The organism is Corynebacterium sp., assembly GCF_030532965.1.
Taxonomy (GTDB): domain Bacteria; phylum Actinomycetota; class Actinomycetes; order Mycobacteriales; family Mycobacteriaceae; genus Corynebacterium.
In genome coordinates, this window is record NZ_JAUNKC010000001.1 from 259,452 (window position 1) to 278,303 (window position 18,852).

Genomic DNA, 18,852 nt, shown 5'->3' on the forward strand with positions numbered 1-18,852 from the left:
AACCTAACCCGACTAACCCCCACTCCCTTCGGTGCCCGCACCGTTACTGCCCACAGATGGAGGTACCGGGCCAGCTTTCAGGCTGTTTGCAATAGCAATGTCCAAGATGAAACCGCTAAGCTTTTTAACCACTGCTGTCGGTTTATGACATTAGGTAGTTTTCCCTTTTTTCGGACAAGAAAGTGTGAACATGAGCGATCAGTTCCCCACCCTGCCAGATAATCTTCTCCCTTCCGACGGCCGCTTTGGTTGCGGCCCGTCCAAGGTTCGCCAGTCCCAACTTGAGGCAATCGTCGCCGGTGGCCGCGACATTATCGGTACTTCTCACCGCCAGGCCGCAGTAAAAAATGTGGTCGGTGACATCCGCACCGGATTGGCGGAGTTGTTCAGCTTGCCGGAGGGTTACGAGATTATCCTGTCGCTAGGTGGCGCAACCGCGTTTTGGGACGCCGCCACGTTCGGCTTGATTGACAAGAAGTCGGGTCACCTTTCCTTCGGCGAATTTTCCTCGAAGTTTGCCAAAGCATCCGCACAGGCACCGTGGCTTGATGAACCTACCATCGTCACCGCTGAGCCGGGCGACGCCCCAGCCCCAACGGCGATGGCGGGTTGCGATGTCATCGCCTGGGCACACAACGAGACTTCGACCGGCGCTATGGTGCCGATCGTCCGGCCTGAAGGATCCGAAGGCTCGCTCGTGGTCATCGACGCTACCTCCGGCGCGGGTGGTTTGCCAGTAGATATGGCCGAAGCTGACGTGTACTACTTCTCGCCGCAGAAGTGCTTCGCCTCCGACGGCGGCTTGTGGTTCGCCGCCGTAAGTCCCGCGGCATTGGAGCGGATTGCGAAGATCAATGCTTCCGACCGGTTCATTCCGGAGTTTTTGAACCTGCAGACTGCGGTCGATAATTCTTTGAAGAACCAGACCTATAACACCCCTGCCGTGGGCACGTTGTTGATGTTGGCCGACCAGGTTCAGTGGATGAATAACAACGGCGGCCTTGCCGGAATGGTTGATCGTACATCCGCGAACGCGGCTGCGTTGTACTCGTGGGCGGAATCGCGCGCCGAAACCACGCCGTTTGTCAGCGATCCCGAGAAACGCTCGTTGGTTGTGGGCACGATTGATTTTGATGACACCGTTGACGCCGCGGTTGTTGCAAAGATTTTGCGGAGCAACGGCATTCTTGATGTGGAGCCGTACCGCAAGCTGGGCCGAAATCAGCTGCGTATCGGCATGTTCCCCGCCATCGACACCGCCGACATCCAGACATTAACAAAGGCTATTGATTTCGTTCTTGACGGAGGTTTTGCCAATAAATAATTCGAGACGCCAGTAGTTTTCGCAGGAAAAACGCACGCACACGCGGACTTTCTACCGCAGTTGCGTGCGTTTGTGCGTTAAGGTGGGTACTTAAATCACATGAGCAACACCAATTAAGGAGCTGGTGTATTAATGCAGGAACTCTTCTTGGTACCCGCCGAGTCGACTGCGCGATCATTGGTGCTTCGCACCGAGGACGATCAACAGTTCTTCCTCGTCGTCACCGATGAGCTCCGCTCCGCGCTCGTTGAACAGGAACCAAAACACAGTTATTCCCCGGCTCACGCCTTGAAAGACGACGAAGAATCAACCACCGATTCTCACGTCGGCCTTGGGTTGAGTTCGGTACAGACAGAAGACAGTGGCACCGCAAGCCAATCACCGATTGATTCCATCACGCCGCTGCAACCAATGACCCCGCTGGCCGAGATCGGGGACACGGCGACCGCCCGCGAAGTAGATCCGCGTTTGTCGGCACCGCTTAAAATGACACCCCGGGAGATCCAGGAACGCATCCGCGCAGGCGCATCGGTCGCCGATATTGCTGAGCTTAACGACGTCCCCGCGTCGCGGATCGAAAGCTACGCCCACCCGGTACTGTTAGAGCGGGCGCGACTTGCGGATCTCGCCAAACGGGCGCACCCAGTTCGCGACGATGGCCCCGCCAAACTGACGCTGTGGGAAATACTTGCCACAGCTTTTGCCGCCCGTGGTCTTGACCTATCCACCACCCACTGGGACACCTATCGCGATGGCGCCGGGCAATGGGTGGTTACGGTTAACTGGACGGTTGGGGTCAGCGACAACGTCGCCGAGTGGTCCTATCACCGGCACGGAACTTCCAGCGCAACCGCCGTCGCCCGAAATAGCCTGGCGGCCGATCTGATAGATCCCGATTTTGTGCAGCCGGTGCGCAGCCTGACAGCGGTCACCTCGCCGATCCCAGTGGTTCGCGACGAGGATTTACCAGAGGATTTCCACGAGGAATCCGAACGTCCACCTGCCCCACCCGCGCAGGAAACAACGGGTGAGGATCTGGTGCAACATCCACCGCCGCAAACGAAACGGCGTCGAAAAGCAGTCACCCCACACTGGGAAGACGTGCTGTTAGGGGTTCGCACCAGCACTAAGCGGCCTCGGAAATAAAGTCACTTTCCATCACATTGCAGGAGGATAATACGTGGATTCGCAGCCACAAGATCTCGTTATTACCTTGTGGTTTGTCACTGCCGCCGATCCACAACGGGTGATTGCCGCTACCCCGCGCGCAGATCGCGGTTTTGGGCGCAAACTGTTATCCCAGCTCAATCCCCGCTGGTCGGTCACCCCCATCGGCCAATTCGCCTTAAACCGCTCCGCCCAAGTGTCGCCGGGTGAATTTTACATCGCAGGTTTCGCCGGGTTGTCAGTAATCCAAACGGTAATCACCGGAACGACCACATTATCCGCGCTCAATGCCCGGCTGCGCACCGCGATTCCGGCGTTGGACGTCTACGCTTTTGCCACCAATCCGGCAACCGGTTTCGGCGGCTTCGCCCACTGGCGAGCCGGAACGTTGAAGCGCTCGTTCTGCGCCGAACCGCAACGCGTCTATGAGGACATCGGCCTGGTGGAACCCTTCGAAAACCAATTCTGGGCGGGAACCACCAGCTCCAAACACAGCGGGATTGCGTTGCCTTTTGAGCCGATCGCTCTGGCGGACGAAGCCCAACGCTATTGGTTAGGGTTCGATGTCTTAACCGCGCCAGACATCAATGTCGTTGCCTACGCCATCGACGGTCGCCCCGAACCCAAAATCGCGCAACCTAAAAAACCCGACGTCGGTCAGCTTTCTGCAACCGCTTCCGCCCAATTAGGACTGGGACGCACCCGGCGCGACTATGACGATTACGAGGGGGTTCATGAATTCGACGAGCTGATAGCGGAAACCGATTTCAGCCAAGAATTGCAGCGCATCGCCCGTACGACTATGTCCCGCGCTAAAACTCGGGCCAGAAAAGTAGGCAAGAAGGTGTCGGTGACATTGGGCCAGCTGCATGAGCGGTTACGCCATATCGACCAAGTTACGCCACCAAAACGCCCCGAGAAATAACAGAGTCTTAGCCGCGTAGCCGTTCGTAAAACGCGATGGCCGCGGCTGTTGCCAGGTTCAGCGAATCTGTACCTGGCGACATGGGGATTTTAGCCCTCACGTGGGTGGCGCGCATCGCATGTTCGGTCAGCCCTGGGCCTTCCGCGCCGACTAATAACGCGACTTTGGGATAGGGTGTGCCGGTGTCGTCGTAAAGCGCCTGCGCCAGTGGCACCGCGTCTTCGTGCGGGGTGAGGGACACCAGGTGGAATCCGGCGTCGATGAGTGTGCTCAGCCCCCATTGCCAATTGGTGAATTTTCCGTCGAAGTGGGCAAACGGGGTGCGCAAGACGTGTCCCATGGATACCCGAACGACCCGACGATATAGCGGGTCTGCGCAGCCATTGCCGAAGAGAACCGCGTCGACTCCCATTCCTGCGGCATTTCGGAACATGGAACCGATGTTTTCGTGGTCGCCTACCCCTTCCAACACCACCACGGTTGTTGCGTCTGTGATCGCGTCGTCGATGCTGAGCGCCGGTGCCCGGTCGGCGGAGGCGAGTAAGCCACGGTGCATATCGAAGCCCGCTGCTTCGGCTAGCGTGGTCCGGTCCACGCTGTACACCGGGATGTCCGCTGCGGCGATCTGCTGCGCGATTTCGGGATCGGCTAGGAAGCTTTCGAGCTTGTGGGGGAACCCGACGATGCAGCGCACGGGAAACCGTGAGGCGAGTAACCGCCCCACCACAAGTGGGCCTTCTGCTATCACGAGACCTTTTCCGCCGGGCAGGTCGGGGCGATTATCGGAGTGTTTGAGGTCGCAGAAGTCGGCGAGCCGGGGGTCGGTGGGGGCGGCGATATGCGGGAAATCCATAGCTAGTTACTCTAAAACAGCCAGCGCATCTGCCGCACCTTCGCCCACGTTGAACCTCTATGCCTGCGCTTAAAAGTCGGTCGCCGCACCTGGAAAAACCAGCCCGGGTGACCGGTTGGCCAAAGCAACCCATATGGTGTCAGGAACAGGTTCCGGTGTGCATGAAAAAATCCGCGCCGAAGCGCGGATTAATCTGATCGGTGTTAGCCGATTGCTTGGAGAATTGGGTCAGCTGCGAAGAAGACTAGGAAAAGCGCAGCCAAGAGCCACATGATCCAGTGGACTTCCTTCACCTTGCCAGCCGCGGTGGTCATCAAAACGTATGCGATGAACCCAACGCCGATGCCGTTGGCAATGGAGTAGGTAAATGGCATGACCACGATGGTCAAGAAAGCAGGAAGTGCGATGTGGAACTTAGTGAAGTCGATATCCCGAACTTGGGAGATCATCAACGCACCCACTACGACCAATACGGGTGCTGCTGCTTCGATCGGGACGATGGAATACAGCGGGGTTAAAAACATCGCCAGGAGGAAGAGCACACCGGTGACGACGTTAGCTAAGCCGGTTCGGGCACCATCGGCGATGCCTGCTGCGGAGTCGATATAAACGGTGTTGGAGGAGGCGGAAGCGCCGCCACCCACAATTGCGCCCGCGCCTTCGACAATCAGCGCTGCCTTCATGTTGGGCAGGTTGCCGTTTTCGTCTACTAAGTCTGCCTGCTTACCCAGCGCGGTCATTGTTCCCATCGCGTCGAAGAAGTTGGCAAGAACCAGGGTGAACAGCAGCATTGTTGCGGCCAGCACGCCCACCCGGCTGAATGCGCCGATAAGGGAGACATCGCCGACCAGCGAGAGATCCGGCAGACCACCGATCGAGTCTGGTAGGACTGGCACCGCGAGCGACCAACCGGTTGGGACTGGCTTGCCGTCGACGAAGGAAGGGCCAGCGCCGGTTGCGGCTTCAACGATCATGGCGATGATGGTGGTTGCGACGATACCGATGAAAAGTCCGCCTCGAACATTACGCACTACCAAAACACCGCAGATCACGAGGCCTATGACGAATACAAAGGTCGGCCAGGATGCAATCGAGCCACCCATACCCAGGCTGACTGGCACGGTGGTTCCCGCCGCGTCTGGAATACGGCGGACGAAACCGGCGTCGACTAAACCGATGAGGGCGATGAACATGCCGATACCCACGCCCATGGCGGCTTTGATCGAGGACGGGATCGCTTCAAATACGGCGGTTCGGAAACCGGAAACTGCCAAGATTACGATGACAATACCGTCGAGGACCACCAGGCCCATCGCTTCTTCCCACGAGAGTCCTTCGGAACTGACCATGGTCACAGCAACCAACGTGTTAATGCCCAGGCCTGTGGCAATGCCGAATGGGTATCTGGCGATTAACCCGAATGCAATGGTCATCACGCCGGCGGCTAACGCGGTTGCGGCTGCGACCTGTGGAATTCCTAGTACTTTGCCATTGACATCTTCCCCGGTGCCAATGATGAGTGGATTCAGGATGATGATGTACGCCATCGCGAAAAAGGTAACTACACCAGCCCGAATCTCGGTGCTTAAAGTGGAGCCCCGTTCCGTAATGTGGAAAAAGCGATCCAGCGCACTTTGTTGCGCGGCTGACCCCACGGTGGATTCTGCCATTTCTTCTCCAAGTAAGTGTGAAGTCCTCGATATGGTTGTGAGGACACCTGCGGATGAGCGGAAAACTTTCCGCAATCAGAATCCCATTTCAAGTGCAGCAACAACAAACCCAACCACCTATAAAGTGTTACAGCTCACATCAATATGGGGCACATTGTCGCCGTAATAGTGCTAGAACTCCACCTCGATTGGTTTTTCGTCGTCGAAGGCCTCGGATTCCACCAACCCCAGCGGTTCCGCTGGCGGGGTTAGCGAATGCGCGCCGCAACCATAATCCGATGCGACGACGGAGCCGTCTGCGGAAAACTCATTCGCGCACACCCCGACCTCCGTCGCGGCGGGTGCAACCACCGGAAGATAAAAGGCGCAGCTGGCACAGGAATATTCCGCACGCTGGGCAAACGGCGATTGTGGGCCAAATTCTCCCTCCCGCCACCTGCCGATGGCTTGCTGCAAACCACGTGTCGACAACCGCCGTGCGACCGCAGTATCCGAAGCATCCGAGCCGCCAGCGTCACCGCGATTGCTTGTAGGGGCACCGCTATCCGCCATTCCGGCGGGCGCTGCGCAGGCAGCTGGTGCTTCCGGCAGGGCGAAGTCAGCCGGATCGGTGGTCAAGCGTTCGTCGTCCACACGGGCGGGCATGTGGTCGCCGGGGCCCAAATCGCCGGGCTGCACGCGGTCGTGGTACGGAACCCATTCGGGTGCTTTCAGCGCCGTGCCGCCGGGAACCAGCGCTATCTCCGAGACGGTGATCCATTGTGAACCTGCCGCGCAGGCGGTCACTACGTTCCATTCCCACCCGTTATAGCCCGGCACGTCTGCGGCGAACCTGTGGGTTGCCACATGGGCGCTGATATTTGTTACCCCCTTGTGGTCACCGATGTCGCCTTCTCCTAGTTCTTCCAACGCTTCGCGCGCAATGCTGATAGCCAGCGGACTTAGGAGCAGTCCGGCTTTCTTCCGGTTTCTCGATCGTTTACGTGGCACCAGTCCATTATTTCCTATCTAGGTTTTGAAATGCACAATCGTGCATGATGGATAGCATGATTCGCCGCAAAATTAGCCTTTGTGTTGCAGCCAGCTTCCTCACCATTGCGGCTGGTTGCGCCACCCCTACCGAAACGAATGCGCCGTCGCAGGGTTCTGCTTCACACTCGCTTGTCGACGCCGCCGGAGCCGACGTTGCCAGGTATAGCGTGGAAATCGTGGACACCCATCCATTTGACGCCAGCTCTTTTACGCAAGGACTGGAAGTCGATGGCGACCGGTTACTGGTGAGCACCGGATGGAATGGGGAAAGCCGGGTCTATCACTCGTCGATAAGCGGCGAACAGGAGCATTCCCAGTCGATTCCCGCCGAGCAATTCGGCGAGGGAGTCACCCGGGTAGGCGACACGGTGTGGCAATTAACGTGGAAAGCCGGGGTTGCCTATAAACGCGACGCCGATACCTTGGAACGGCAAGCGGAGGTTACGTACTCGGGCGAAGGGTGGGGCTTGTGTTCCTTCCCCGATGTTGTTGTGATGTCGGACGGCACCGATGAATTGCGGCTACTTGACCCTGAGACTTTTGCCGAGCGATCGCGCATTCCGGTCACGGTGGGCGGTTCGAAAGCCCAGTCGCTCAACGAACTGGACTGCACCACCGACGAATCTGGTAATCGCATCATCTATTCAAATGTTTTCCTATCCACCGACATCTACCGCATTAGCCTCGATACCGGCGATGTAACCGGGATCATCGATGCATCGACGGTACCTAATCGAGCCGCCACGGACAGTAATAATGTCCTTAATGGCATTGCTAGCATTCCCGGAACTGACCGGTTGTACCTCACCGGAAAACGGTGGCCGGATCTCTACGAGGTTCGGTTCGTGCCCACACGCTAGGATGAACAACTATGAGCCGTAAGACCAGGCGTCGTAAAAATGCTATTCAGATCGTTTCCCTTATAGCCGCCGTCATTATCGTCATCGTGTGTTCGGTGCTGTTTCAGAACTGGTGGAATAACCGCCCCGGACCCGACCCGCGCGAGGTGACAATCACAGTCACAGCGGGCGAGCACACGCAAGAGTTTAAACCCTATAGCTTGTGCGAACCCGGCGTGCCGTGTGAGGAATCAACCGTAACGACGCTTGATCCCGCAATTGTGGAGTCGGCCGAGCAATTAGAAATCTCGGTTCCCAAGGAAATCTACGACCACGATTGGTCGCTATTGGCCATCTACGATAATCCGGCGGCGAACGACGAATTCTATTACGGGCCTTACGAAAAACAGACCGCTTCGGTACCGCTTTCCGTCGACCCGGTTTCGAAAGAATCCGCAGAACGACCGAAGCTGATTGTCGCCGAGATCAAATCAGTCATGATCGGGCCGGATAAGGCAGGCAACGAAACCCCTTACACGGTTACCTGGTCGATCGCCGCTGAAAAGCCTGGAAACTAAAAACGAATAAACGCCCTTGAAGTCTTCTGCAAGCTTTAAGGGCGTTTTGTGTTACGGGTACTAGGAGTCCAATTCCTTAGCAACAACCCGAAGTATTTCGGCTATTTGCTTTCCTTCTTTACGGTCCGGGTAGTGGCCAGCAGTAAGCTTTGGTTGCACCTTAGCTTCGAGCATCGTGACCATATCGGCAATCATCGACCCAAGCTGTTCCGGCGAAAACTTGTGTTCCGCCCGCCGTGGCCGGGGTTCGTCGACAAGCTGAACCCGTAGCGCCTGCGGCCCCTTCGAGCCTGCGGCGAAGTCGAATTCAATGCGCTGTCCCCGGTGCAATTCCGTGACCCCTTTGGGCAACACGGATTTACCAACGAAACAATCCTCAGCACCCGGATTGGAGACGAAACCGAAGCCACGCTCCGCGTCGTACCACTTCACTTTGCCAATGGGCATAATCCGTCAACCTTCCTTTCACTCTAGTGAGGTCCCCGATTTTCATTACCCACACAACCTAAGGCCACACGTTATTGCTATTTCCGTACCCGCTCGGCGTCATTTCCCCATCCCCCGACCCGCAGACTCAAACCCACATCGCCACGAAGGGCAATTCCCACTGTGCGCGGGTCCGGGGAGAGCTGGATCGAGAGAATATAAGAAACACACCAACCACAACCACCATCTTTAGTGTTTGTGTGATGTACAGATGCGCGCTGCCCCGGCTGGTTTTATGAAAATCGCGGAGTAGAAGCTCAATTATAGCGAATCAAAATCCCGGTTCAACTACCGCCAATCACAGGTGGTATGACGACTGCCGCGTAGATCACATTTTTGAATTCTGTATAGGTTTACCAGCAGAAAAACACCCCATAAACCTTAAAATTTAGCCGCAAATATCTAAAAAACGTGACAGAAACGTTATAAAGCGTTAGTGTTATTCATCGAGCACCGCTTCAGGCACCCTTGGTTTGTCTCCGCAGCCCCTTGCTTTGGACACCAAGACTGAGGCATACGGTGCACTTGTGTACTTGGACCATTTCGAGGTGTACCACGAAGGACGCCCACCTACCGAAACTACACAGCAGAGCAAGGGCAAGAACATCACACGATGATCTTTAGGGATTCAAAACGTTCCCTAGCGGCTCACGAGAGGATATTCACATGGCACGACACGCACGCAAGACTGTATCGCCATTGGCAAAGTTTGCAGCTTCCACCGTTGCAGTCGGTACCGCCACCGCCATTTTCTCCCCAACCGCTTCCGCAGCTCCCGACTCCGACTGGGATCGTCTCGCACAGTGCGAATCCGGCGGCAACTGGGCTATCAACACCGGAAATGGCTACCACGGCGGCCTCCAGTTCTCCCCTTCCACCTGGCGTGGTTACGGCGGACAGGAGTTCGCTCCATACGCATACCAGGCAACCCGCGAACAGCAGATCGCTGTTGCAGAGCGCGTTCTTGCTGGACAGGGCTGGGGCGCTTGGCCAGCTTGCTCCCGCAAGTTGGGCCTGAACTCCGCACCAACCCCACGCAACGTTGTTAACGGTGCCCCACAGGCTGTTGTTCAGGCAGTGGAGAACGCTGTCGCAGCTTCCTCCGAGTCCGAGGCTTCCCAGCGCGCATCTGACGCTGTGTACAAGCTGCTCGAAGCACGTTTGGCTTCCTACGGCATGTCGGTTCCAGCCGAGGTGCAGGCGTTCTACACCGCACATGGCGATGACTTCAATGCGTTCTACACCGCCAACCGTGAAGTAATCGACACCGCTCTTCAGACTCAGTAGAAAAACGGGGGTAGTCACCTCCCCCGCTTCTGACGTAGCTTTTGCCGCCTTTCCGCAACGGGAAGGCGGCTTTTTTCGTGTCAACTACCCCCATTCGCACCGCCCCTACCACCTGATTTATCAGTTCTTCGACTGGAGTTGAATATAAAAACCAATTAGCAGATTTGAGATCTTCACAACTCTGCGAAGTTTTATGTGTAAATAATTTCCCCCCGTTTATCAGCATAACTAAGACAAGAACGCGAATTTAGTGTGTAATAAGCCACATCACTAAAAATTCGTGAGATGCCTCCCACCGGCCGTCGGTATAGATGGAATTAGAGGTGTGAGTAGCATCTACGAAATTTTAGATTGATCTTCCAGATAGAAAGTGAAAGGTCTGTCGTTTAAAATGTCTTCACCTGATCGCGTTAAGCATGTTCCAACGCCTGACGAGTTCATCGCGATGAGCGAATCACAGGAATTCGCTGCCCTGCGTAAAACCTTCCGCAGCTTCGCCTTCCCCGTCACCATCGCGTTCCTGGCGTGGTACATCTTCTACATTGTCACTGCTACCTTCGCGGTTGATTTCGTAAAGACACCGGTCTATGGAGCAATCAACATTGGAATGGTGTTGGGTCTGGCCCAGTTCGCAACTGCTGGCCTGATCACGTGGCTTTACGTTCGCTTTGCCGACAATAAGATCGACCCAGCCACCGAGGCCATCCGTTCGCACATGGAATCCCCAGCCGGAAAATAGGGAGGGAATCAACTCATGACACACATTCATGCCCAAGAGGCGATCGAGACCGGTAACCCGATTCTCAACATCGCTATTTTCGTCATCTTCATCGTTGCAACCTTAACGTTCGTTATTCGTGCAACACGTAAAACCTCCCAAAAGGGCTCCGACTTCTACACTGGCGGCGCTTCCTTCTCCGGTTGGCAAAACGGCCTCGCCATCGCTGGTGACTACCTGTCCGCCGCCGCGTTCCTCGGCGTTACCGGCGCCATCGCACTCTATGGCTACGATGGCTTCCTCTATTCGGTAGGCTTCCTGATCGCATTGCTGGTGGCATTGGTTTTGGTTGCCGAGCCGCTGCGTAATACCGGCCGCTTCACCATGGCCGACGTGTTGTCCTTCCGACTCCAGCAAAAGCCAGTGCGCACCGCCGCCGCGATCTCGACGCTGTGTATCTCGTTGTTCTATCTCATCGCCCAGATGGCTGGCGCTGGTGGCCTGGTGGCGTTACTCCTGGGAATCTCCGGCGGCGCAGCACAGGCTACTGTGGTTGCCGTGGTCGGCGTCTTGATGATCGTCTACGTCTTGCTGGGCGGCATGAAGGGCACCACCTACGTTCAGATGATCAAGGCTGTCCTCCTCGTGGGCGGTTCGCTTGTTATCGCGTTTTTGACCTTCTTCTACATCAAGGGTGGCTTCAACGCGACGCTGGAAGCTGCGGTTGCTAACCACCCGAAGGGTGAGGCAGTGCTCGGCCCTGGCCTGAAATACGGCAAGTCCTTCCTGACACAGCTCGACTTCGTTTCCCTAGGCTTGGCGCTGGTATTCGGTACCGCAGGTCTACCTCACGTTCTCATGCGGTTCTACACCGTTCCTACCGCTCGTGAGGCACGCCGTTCGGTAACCTGGACCATCGGAATCGTCGCGTTGTTCTTCTTGCTCACCGTTGTCATGGGTTACGGCGCTGCAGCACTGGTCGGCCCAGAAACCATTCAGGCCGCACCGGGTGGCGTTAACTCCGCAGTGCTGCTGCTGTCCGCCAAGGTGGGTGGCACGGTGTTCATGGCTATTATTTCCGCTATCGCCTTTGCGACGATTCTCGCCGTGGTCGCCGGTCTTGCAATTACCGCATCTGCATCGGTGGCACACGACATCTACAACTCCGTCCTACGTAACGGTGAAGCTACCGAAGAGGAACAGGTTCGAGTCTCCCGCATCACCGTTGTGGTTATCGGTGTCCTCGCTATCGTCTTGGGTATCGGTGCGATGGGCCAAAACATCGCCTTCTTGGTGGCACTTGCCTTCGGTATCGCCGCCGCTGCGAACCTACCCACCATCATCTACTCGCTGTACTGGCGCAAGTTCAATACCACCGGTGCGTTGTTCTCGATCTACGGCGGTTTGTTGACCTCCATCATCCTCATCGCGTTCTCCCCTGCTGTATCCGGCGCTGAGACCTCTATGCTGGGTGCGGACATCGACTTCGCGTGGTTCCCGCTGACCAACCCATCGATCATCGCTATCCCTGCTGGTTTCTTGCTGGGGATCATCGGCACCTTCATTGGCAAGCCTGATAACTTCCCAGAGAAGGCAGCGGAGATGGAAGTCCGGTCGCTGACTGGCGTGGGCGTGGAAAAGGCCGTCGAGCACTAACCCCCACGTAACGCGTATTCCCCCAAAGAATCAGTCTTTGGGGGAATATTTTATTCGGCTAGCTTGGTGGATTCTAGGGGTCGTGGAAACACCTGACGTGTGTTAGGAGGTAGTTTTTCAAGGCTTAAGTTTGGTCACCGTGGATTTCCACGCACGTGTGAACATAATCGGCAAACTCGGCGAAGCCTGCTTTAAGCGCCGAACGCAATTCGGCGGCCGAGGTGACGAACACCGCTTCTTCTTCCATGGCCGCCTCCATCTCAGCAAGTTTGGCGCGGTCATAGGTCACGTTCGGAACAATAATGGACGGATTTTGTTGCAGGTTAATAACCACCCACTGCCCGGCCACGCACAGATCGTAGAGAAAGTCGCATTCGCTGCGGCCTAGCGTGGCATGGTCAATTCCGCCGGACGGCGGTTCGTCACCGACAAGGCCAGTGATATACAGGTCTGTTGGTTCGCCATCAAATTCCAGCGGCCTATCGCCGCACACCACTTCGCCGCTTTCATGATCAATATCCAATCCCCGATCACGAAGAAATCTCAATATCGCTTCCCGAGCCGTCTCCGGTGCGGCGTCCTTCTGAAATGAGTGGAATCTTAAGCTAAAACCCATTTCTACCTTTCAAAGCGCTATAACCCATGCGTGTCCGCCCTGAAAACCTAGCGCAGGTATCAAGGCGGCCACGCAATAATTACTGATGAGCGGTTACTTGTTCACCCGGGTATAGGGATGGACGTAGCCGAGCTCTTCAGCTGGGACTGGGAATTGAATATCGCCGTATGGGCTATTTGCGCCCACGAACTTCGCGACAATTTCTGTAACATAATGCCCGCCACCTGGAACCTCGGTTGGCCAGCCCGGATCGACGTAACCTTTTTTCTCCATGTTTGCCATGTGTTCTATTGTTCCAAACCTTGGGGCTAAAGTCACTTGAACAGGGGCTAAAATTGAATCCCATCATGACAAAACAGCAACCGGCCACTACAACGCCACATGACTTTCGCAGTTGGTTGGGCACGTTACCCGACGATGCTCTCGCAACGGTCTTAAAAAACCGCCCCGATGTAACCCACCCACTACCACCAGGAATACCGTCTTTAGCTGCGCGGTTATTGCTTCGCCCCTCGATCATGCGCTGCCTGGTAAAGCGCAATGCGCAAGCCCTGGCGGTTCTAGAGGCATCTGCCCAGCTCGGGGGTGAGATCGAACCTGTGATTGCCCCCGATGTGGTGGCTGCATTAGCAAGTCATATCCCCGCGCCAGATGTCGCATCGGCCATTGCCGATTTGCTCTCCTGTGCCCTGGTTTTTGGAGATGAACAATCGTTCCAGATAGCGCCCGAGGTGATGAATGCGCTTCCGGCTGGTTTCCGGTTGATCCCGGAGAACAAGCTGCCGCATGACGCGATTGTCGCGGCCGTCGCGGATTTAACGGCGGGTCAGCGCAAAATTTTAGAAACATTATTGGACTCCGGCGGCGTGGGTTTGAGCAAGGACGCGGCACCCGATGCCGATCCGTCGCGCCCCATCCCCATGATGATCGCAGCCGGGTTATTACATCGGGTCGATGGGCGCACGGTTCGGTTGCCGCAGGAAGTGCGGTATGCGCTCACCGGCACCACCCCACCGCTGTTGCCGCTGCGGCTACCTGAGGGCGTCGAAAAGCTCCAACAGGTACCGGCGCGGATCGATAATTCCAGCGCCGCTTCGGGTCTCGAAATCGTCCGGCTGTTACGCCGCCTGTGCGAATACCTCTGGCGGTCACCGCTACCGCTGCTCAGGGACGGGGCGCTTGGGGTGCGCGCGCTGCAGACCCTCACCCAAGCTGTCGGCTGTGACGAGGCGACAACGCTGCGGTTGATCGCGCTAGCTGGCGCGGCGGGGTTGATCGACCGCGGTATGCCCGCATCGCTTTACGTCGACAACCTTGCCGCAACCGCAACCGTCGCCGAATTCTTGGCCGCCGACCTTGCCACCCAATGGGCGATTGTCGCCACCGCTTGGTGGGAACACGCGAATTTTGCCACCTGGTTGGTAGTCAAACCGGTGCGGGCGTTGGCACCTGAAACGTTCATCGAGCAATTACCCCAAACCCGACAATTACTCTTGCAGCACTGCACGTCTGCTGGGACCTTCGACGACATCCGCGCCCGAACCGGTTTCTATTTTCCGCTTCGGGCGGCCCGGATTTCCGAATCGTTATGCCAGCACATTGTCGATGAAGCCATCTGGCTGGGCATGCTCATTCCCGATGGCGACCAGCTGGTTCCGAGTTCGGTACTCGGCGCGTTGATTGCTGGCGAGGATCCAAAAGCCGTGACGGCTCAGCTCACACCAGCCCCGGTGAGAACATTAATTCCGCAAGGCGACATGACCGTTTTGGCACCTGGTCCGCTGGAACCGGACGTGTACCACGAAGTCAGTTTGCTAGCGGACCTGGAATCCCCGGGGCTTGCCAGCGTCTACCGATTGAGCGAACACAGCATCCGGCGCGGCTTCGACGCGGGCCGGACCGCGGACGACATCAAAGAATTCTTGCGCAGGCACATTATTGGTGACCTGCCCCAAACGATTGATTTCCTCATCGACGACATCGCCAGGCGACATGGGCAACTGCGCGGTGGCGTCGCCTTGTGTTATCTGCGGTGTGCAGATGAGGCGCTCATGCTTGAAATTAGCCGCACAAACGCCGCGGCTGACGTGGCGTTGCAGATCATCGCGCCCACTGCGGCAGTCGCCCAGGCGCCGCTCGCGCAGGTCATCGCTTCGCTTCGGGCCGAGGGGTTCCACCCAGTCGCCGAGGACGCCACCGGAATGCGCATCGACATGCGGCCACCGACAATTGAGCTTCCGGCCCCTGAATCGAAGACCCAGCACCGTGATGATGTCACCCCGGCGCACATCGCAGACGCGCTATCCGCGATCCGGCGCGGCGATGCCGCAGCCACAGCGGCCGAGCAAGGCACAAAGACCGGCAGCCACGGCGGTGGGGCGGTAGGGGTGTTACAGTCCGCCATTCGGGCTAATCGTCCGGTCACGGTGGGGTTCGTCGATAAGCACGGTACCGCAAGCCACCTGTATGTCACCCCCATCGCTGTCACCGGCGGCCAGGTCTCGGCGATAGACGAAACGACGGGGCAATTACACACCTTCAGCGTGCACCGGATCACCGAGGTGCGGTTAGCAGACTCCGGGGTACAATAAAGGGTCTTTCCACTACCCAAGGAGAATTGCTTGTGGGTCCGCTCATCGTCCAGTCAGACAAGACCATTCTGCTGGAAATCGACCACCCCGATGCCGCTGCCGCCCGCGCGCGGCTTGCCCCGTTCGCCGAGTTAGAACGCGCCCCGGAACACGTCCATACCTACCGCATCACACCGCTTGCATTGTGGAACGCGCGCGCCGCGGGACACGACGCGGAACAGTTGGTGGACGTGTTAGAAACGTTCTCCCGATTTCCGGTTCCGCAGTCCTTGCTTATCGACGTCGCCGAGACCATGTCCAGGTACGGCCGGGTGCGGCTAATCAAGCACCCGGCGCATGGTCTGGTTCTGGAATCATCTGAACCCGCCATCCTGGCGGAAATTACGCGGCACAAGAAAATCGCGCCCATGCTTGGTGCCGCGATCGACGCCGAATCCATTGCGGTTCACCCTTCCGAACGCGGTCGGTTGAAACAAGAGCTTCTGAAAATCGGATGGCCCGCCGAGGATCTGGCTGGCTATGTCGACGGTGAGGCGCACGACATCGCCTTATCGACGGCGACCGAGCAGTGGCAATTGCGCGACTACCAGGAACAAGCCGCAGAATCGTTCTGGGAAGGCGGCTCGGGTGTTGTGGTGCTGCCTTGCGGTGCCGGAAAAACGATGGTCGGTGCGGCCGCCATGGCCAAGGCCAAAGCCACCACTCTTATCTTGGTTACCAATACCGTCGCCGGGCGGCAATGGCGTGACGAGCTTCTTCGGCGAACCACCTTAACCGAATCGGAGATCGGCGAATATTCCGGCGAGAAAAAGGAAATCCGGCCGGTGACGATCGCCACGTACCAAGTAGTCACCCGAAAGACCAAGGGCGAATACCGCGCGCTCGAACTTTTCGATTCCCGCGACTGGGGATTGATTATCTACGACGAAGTGCATCTTCTGCCCGCCCCGGTCTTTCGCATGACCTCCGATTTACAATCCCGCCGTAGGCTCGGCCTCACCGCCACCTTGGTCCGGGAAGACGGCCAAGAAGGCGATGTCTTTTCCTTGATCGGCCCCAAGCGATACGACGCGCCGTGGAAAGACCTGGAAGTACAGGGCTTCATAGCAACAGCGGAGTGCATTGAGGTGCGGACCACGCTCACCGAAACCGAACGCATGCTGTATGCCACCGCCGATTCTAAGGACCGGTATCGCCTGGCAGCCTGCGCCGATTCAAAAATCGCTACCATCGATAGCATCATGAAGTACCATCCCGGCGCCCCGACGTTGATTATCGGCGCTTATGTCGAGCAATTGGCAGAGATCGGCTCCCACCTGAATGTTCCCGTGATCGACGGTAAGACGTCGACAAGCAAACGAGAAAGACTCTTCCAGCAATTCCGCGACAACGAAATAACAACCCTCGTGGTAAGCAAAGTTGCCAATTTCTCCATCGACTTACCAGAAGCCGCCGTGGCTATTCAGGTGTCCGGGACCTTCGGCTCCCGGCAAGAGGAAGCACAGCGCTTAGGCCGGTTACTGCGACCGAAATCAGACGGTGCCGAGGTCTACTTCTATTCCATTGTTAGCCGCGATACCATCGATGCGGATTACGCAGCCCATCGGCAGCGTTTTCTCGCGGAACAAGGGTATGCGTACCGCATCATTGACTCCGACGACCTTAAAAGCGGAAAGTTCACACCATGAATTCATTTACTTTCGACGTCGACAACGACTACGCCAAGAAACACAACGAGCTGCTCAAAGACACCAAGCGGCTGCAGATATCGGCAATTATTTTTGGCCTGATTCTCGTGGCAATCGGCTATGGTCTGCGCCTGTATTTCGGCGGCACCATGGGCAATCTCATTATCGGGTGTTTTGGGGTTATGGCTCTGATTAGCTTCGCCCTAGTGTTTGTCATTCCCCGACAAGTCGGCGATGCTGCTCGCCTTTATAGCCAGTACGAACTTTGCCCGGCGATTATCGCACAGGTCAATAGCCGGGACCTCACGCTACTAGCGCTGGTGAATATCAATAGCGACCCAACTGCCCCACCGCGCTTGGGCCTGGCAACGCGTACTGTCACCAGGATTGAAGGGCACGAGCGCCGCAAAGGCGAGCGGGTACCCGCCGTCGCGGTGACCGGGCGTCGATCCGCCCATACTCAGGACCGCTGGGATGAAATTTCGCCAATGCCGATCGCATGGGCGACCTCCGACCCTGCTGTTATTAAAGAGGCACAGAAAGCAATCCCGCACGAGAAGTGGAATAAATTAGAAAAGAACGCCGCTAAGCTTGACGACGTTCTTGCAACCCGTTTCAATCTCCTGGAAATATGACAAACAGGAGCAAACCAAAGCCAAAGGCCGGTTTCCCGTCACCGTAGAGTGGGAAACCGGCCTTAAAACCTCTATAAGGAAGTTTTCTTTAACGAAAGCCTAGAAGACAGGCAGACCTGGGATGAGACGGCCCTGGATGTGACCGTGGTTGACGAGGAAGTTATAAACGGTGCCCCAGAAGCCCAGGAAGATTGCCAGGCTCAAAACGGAGCCGATAATCGACAGGATGATGCTGAGGGTGCCGGTCACAAGCTGAGCGTTAGCTGCAGGTGCGAGGTAAGGAGCAGCAGCGAAAGCGAGAGCCATGACTGCGCTGCCTGCGATGAGAGAACGAGTAACCTTCATAACGAATTCCTCTTTCTTGAGTAGAACAAAACCACCAACGAATCGCGGTGGCGACATTCAAGAACGTTACAGCACTTCTAACCAGCTACAACAAAAATGATGTATTTTACCCCAGATAGCACCCCCTTTTTCAGAAAAAGATGAGCAACCCGTCCCTTAAGCAACAATTTAATTATTTTTGCATAAAGTTTGCTAGGTCTTGATTTAAGTTTCAATGATTTTATAAGTATAAAATTTTAATCTTGTAAGGGCTCTACGCAACAGAAAATTCGGGTGCGGCACGCAACTGCGCAGGTAGTTTCCTCTATAAAACTATAATAGATGTGTAATAAATGTTTTAACCCCCACCTGTGGTGTTGGGTGGGGGTTGGTTGTTGAGTTTTATATGTCGGCGGTGTCTTACTCTCCCACAAACTTCCGTTTGCAGTACCATCAGCGCTGT

The 18,852-nt window shown here is 56.6% G+C and carries 18 protein-coding genes; 11 read left to right on the forward strand and 7 right to left on the reverse strand.

Annotated elements, in window-relative coordinates:
• The first annotated feature begins 190 nt into the window (after positions 1-190).
• From serC to Q4D85_RS01225, 3 genes are all read left to right on the forward strand, one after another.
• Entirely contained in the window at positions 191-1,324 is a 1,134-nt protein-coding gene (gene serC / locus Q4D85_RS01215) for a phosphoserine transaminase (protein ID WP_303197650.1), read from the forward strand.
• Positions 1,325-1,456: 132 nt separating this feature from the next.
• The gene (gene sepH, locus Q4D85_RS01220) at positions 1,457-2,470 is read left to right on the forward strand and encodes a septation protein SepH (RefSeq protein ID WP_303197652.1); all 1,014 of its coding nucleotides are present in this window, start codon (positions 1,457-1,459) and stop codon (positions 2,468-2,470) included.
• 34 nt (positions 2,471-2,504) lie between these two features.
• Positions 2,505-3,416, forward strand: coding sequence for a hypothetical protein (locus tag Q4D85_RS01225; RefSeq protein WP_303197654.1), 912 nt, complete (start codon positions 2,505-2,507; stop codon positions 3,414-3,416).
• Positions 3,417-3,423: 7 nt separating this feature from the next.
• Here Q4D85_RS01225 and Q4D85_RS01230 read toward each other — a convergent pair whose 3' ends face one another.
• From Q4D85_RS01230 to Q4D85_RS01240, 3 genes are all read right to left on the reverse strand, one after another.
• Positions 3,424-4,269, reverse strand: coding sequence for an RNA methyltransferase (locus Q4D85_RS01230; protein ID WP_303197656.1), 846 nt, complete (start codon positions 4,267-4,269; stop codon positions 3,424-3,426).
• Between the two features lie 203 nt (positions 4,270-4,472).
• Entirely contained in the window at positions 4,473-5,939 is a 1,467-nt protein-coding gene (locus Q4D85_RS01235; protein ID WP_303197658.1) for an NCS2 family permease, read from the reverse strand.
• 171 nt (positions 5,940-6,110) lie between these two features.
• Entirely contained in the window at positions 6,111-6,929 is an 819-nt protein-coding gene (locus Q4D85_RS01240) for a DUF3027 domain-containing protein (protein WP_303197659.1), read from the reverse strand.
• A 56-nt stretch (positions 6,930-6,985) separates the two neighbouring features.
• Between Q4D85_RS01240 and Q4D85_RS01245 the strand changes: the two genes are divergently transcribed.
• The gene (locus Q4D85_RS01245) at positions 6,986-7,831 is read left to right on the forward strand and encodes a glutaminyl-peptide cyclotransferase (RefSeq protein WP_303197660.1); all 846 of its coding nucleotides are present in this window, start codon (positions 6,986-6,988) and stop codon (positions 7,829-7,831) included.
• 11 nt (positions 7,832-7,842) lie between these two features.
• Positions 7,843-8,388 carry a DUF2771 domain-containing protein gene (locus tag Q4D85_RS01250; protein WP_303197662.1) on the forward strand — a complete coding sequence of 182 codons (546 nt, stop codon included), beginning with the start codon at positions 7,843-7,845 and terminating at the stop codon, positions 8,386-8,388.
• A 60-nt stretch (positions 8,389-8,448) separates the two neighbouring features.
• Here the strand turns inward: Q4D85_RS01250 and Q4D85_RS01255 are convergent, their stop codons facing one another.
• Complete coding sequence (locus Q4D85_RS01255; protein ID WP_047261516.1) at positions 8,449-8,835, reverse strand: cold-shock protein; 387 nt, start codon at positions 8,833-8,835, stop codon at positions 8,449-8,451.
• Between the two features lie 705 nt (positions 8,836-9,540).
• Between Q4D85_RS01255 and Q4D85_RS01260 the strand changes: the two genes are divergently transcribed.
• The 3 genes from Q4D85_RS01260 to Q4D85_RS01270 all read left to right on the forward strand — a co-directional run bounded on the left by Q4D85_RS01260 (position 9,541) and on the right by Q4D85_RS01270 (position 12,535).
• On the forward strand, positions 9,541-10,161 hold the full coding sequence (locus Q4D85_RS01260) for a resuscitation-promoting factor Rpf1 domain-containing protein (protein ID WP_303197663.1): 621 nt from the start codon (positions 9,541-9,543) through the stop codon (positions 10,159-10,161).
• Between the two features lie 391 nt (positions 10,162-10,552).
• Positions 10,553-10,900 (forward strand): DUF485 domain-containing protein, encoded by a 348-nt coding sequence (locus tag Q4D85_RS01265; protein WP_047261514.1) that lies wholly within the window; start codon positions 10,553-10,555, stop codon positions 10,898-10,900.
• Positions 10,901-10,915: 15 nt separating this feature from the next.
• A complete protein-coding gene (locus tag Q4D85_RS01270; RefSeq protein ID WP_303197664.1) occupies positions 10,916-12,535 on the forward strand; it encodes a cation acetate symporter in 1,620 nt (539 codons plus the stop codon).
• 124 nt (positions 12,536-12,659) lie between these two features.
• Here Q4D85_RS01270 and Q4D85_RS01275 read toward each other — a convergent pair whose 3' ends face one another.
• Together Q4D85_RS01275 and Q4D85_RS01280 are read right to left on the reverse strand one after the other, a co-directional pair.
• Positions 12,660-13,151: a hypothetical protein gene (locus Q4D85_RS01275; RefSeq protein WP_303197665.1), complete on the reverse strand. Its 492-nt coding sequence runs from the start codon at positions 13,149-13,151 to the stop codon at positions 12,660-12,662.
• 93 nt (positions 13,152-13,244) lie between these two features.
• On the reverse strand, positions 13,245-13,433 hold the full coding sequence (locus Q4D85_RS01280; RefSeq protein WP_303197667.1) for a hypothetical protein: 189 nt from the start codon (positions 13,431-13,433) through the stop codon (positions 13,245-13,247).
• Positions 13,434-13,498: 65 nt separating this feature from the next.
• On the opposite strand from Q4D85_RS01280, the gene Q4D85_RS01285 reads away from it, so the two are divergent.
• Genes Q4D85_RS01285 through Q4D85_RS01295 form a run of 3 tightly spaced genes read left to right on the forward strand, consistent with a single transcriptional unit; the run spans position 13,499 to position 18,065 of the window.
• Positions 13,499-15,742: a helicase-associated domain-containing protein gene (locus tag Q4D85_RS01285; RefSeq protein WP_303197669.1), complete on the forward strand. Its 2,244-nt coding sequence runs from the start codon at positions 13,499-13,501 to the stop codon at positions 15,740-15,742.
• A 32-nt stretch (positions 15,743-15,774) separates the two neighbouring features.
• Positions 15,775-17,430, forward strand: coding sequence for a DNA repair helicase XPB (locus Q4D85_RS01290; RefSeq protein WP_303197671.1), 1,656 nt, complete (start codon positions 15,775-15,777; stop codon positions 17,428-17,430).
• The gene (locus Q4D85_RS01295; protein ID WP_303197673.1) at positions 17,427-18,065 is read left to right on the forward strand and encodes a DUF3239 domain-containing protein; all 639 of its coding nucleotides are present in this window, start codon (positions 17,427-17,429) and stop codon (positions 18,063-18,065) included. Before Q4D85_RS01290 ends, Q4D85_RS01295 begins: the two co-directional genes overlap by 4 nt.
• A 99-nt stretch (positions 18,066-18,164) precedes the next feature.
• Here Q4D85_RS01295 and Q4D85_RS01300 read toward each other — a convergent pair whose 3' ends face one another.
• Positions 18,165-18,410, reverse strand: a complete 246-nt coding sequence (locus tag Q4D85_RS01300) for a hypothetical protein (protein WP_303197674.1) — start codon at positions 18,408-18,410, stop codon at positions 18,165-18,167.
• Positions 18,411-18,852: the final 442 nt, after the last annotated feature.

What these genes read in the sequence shown, in the direction of transcription:
- serC (WP_303197650.1), top strand. Translation starts at nt 191, where the DNA reads ATGAGCGATCAGTTCCCCACCCTGCCAGATAATCTTCTCCCTTCCGAC.
- sepH (WP_303197652.1), top strand. Translation starts at nt 1,457, where the DNA reads ATGCAGGAACTCTTCTTGGTACCCGCCGAGTCGACTGCGCGATCATTG.
- Q4D85_RS01230 (WP_303197656.1), bottom strand. Translation starts at nt 4,269, where the DNA reads ATGGATTTCCCGCATATCGCCGCCCCCACCGACCCCCGGCTCGCCGAC.
- Q4D85_RS01235 (WP_303197658.1), bottom strand. Translation starts at nt 5,939, where the DNA reads ATGGCAGAATCCACCGTGGGGTCAGCCGCGCAACAAAGTGCGCTGGAT.
- Q4D85_RS01245 (WP_303197660.1), top strand. Translation starts at nt 6,986, where the DNA reads ATGATTCGCCGCAAAATTAGCCTTTGTGTTGCAGCCAGCTTCCTCACC.
- Q4D85_RS01250 (WP_303197662.1), top strand. Translation starts at nt 7,843, where the DNA reads ATGAGCCGTAAGACCAGGCGTCGTAAAAATGCTATTCAGATCGTTTCC.
- Q4D85_RS01255 (WP_047261516.1), bottom strand. Translation starts at nt 8,835, where the DNA reads ATGCCCATTGGCAAAGTGAAGTGGTACGACGCGGAGCGTGGCTTCGGT.
- Q4D85_RS01260 (WP_303197663.1), top strand. Translation starts at nt 9,541, where the DNA reads ATGGCACGACACGCACGCAAGACTGTATCGCCATTGGCAAAGTTTGCA.
- Q4D85_RS01265 (WP_047261514.1), top strand. Translation starts at nt 10,553, where the DNA reads ATGTCTTCACCTGATCGCGTTAAGCATGTTCCAACGCCTGACGAGTTC.
- Q4D85_RS01270 (WP_303197664.1), top strand. Translation starts at nt 10,916, where the DNA reads ATGACACACATTCATGCCCAAGAGGCGATCGAGACCGGTAACCCGATT.
- Q4D85_RS01275 (WP_303197665.1), bottom strand. Translation starts at nt 13,151, where the DNA reads ATGGGTTTTAGCTTAAGATTCCACTCATTTCAGAAGGACGCCGCACCG.
- Q4D85_RS01280 (WP_303197667.1), bottom strand. Translation starts at nt 13,433, where the DNA reads ATGGCAAACATGGAGAAAAAAGGTTACGTCGATCCGGGCTGGCCAACC.
- Q4D85_RS01285 (WP_303197669.1), top strand. Translation starts at nt 13,499, where the DNA reads ATGACAAAACAGCAACCGGCCACTACAACGCCACATGACTTTCGCAGT.
- Q4D85_RS01295 (WP_303197673.1), top strand. Translation starts at nt 17,427, where the DNA reads ATGAATTCATTTACTTTCGACGTCGACAACGACTACGCCAAGAAACAC.
- Q4D85_RS01300 (WP_303197674.1), bottom strand. Translation starts at nt 18,410, where the DNA reads ATGAAGGTTACTCGTTCTCTCATCGCAGGCAGCGCAGTCATGGCTCTC.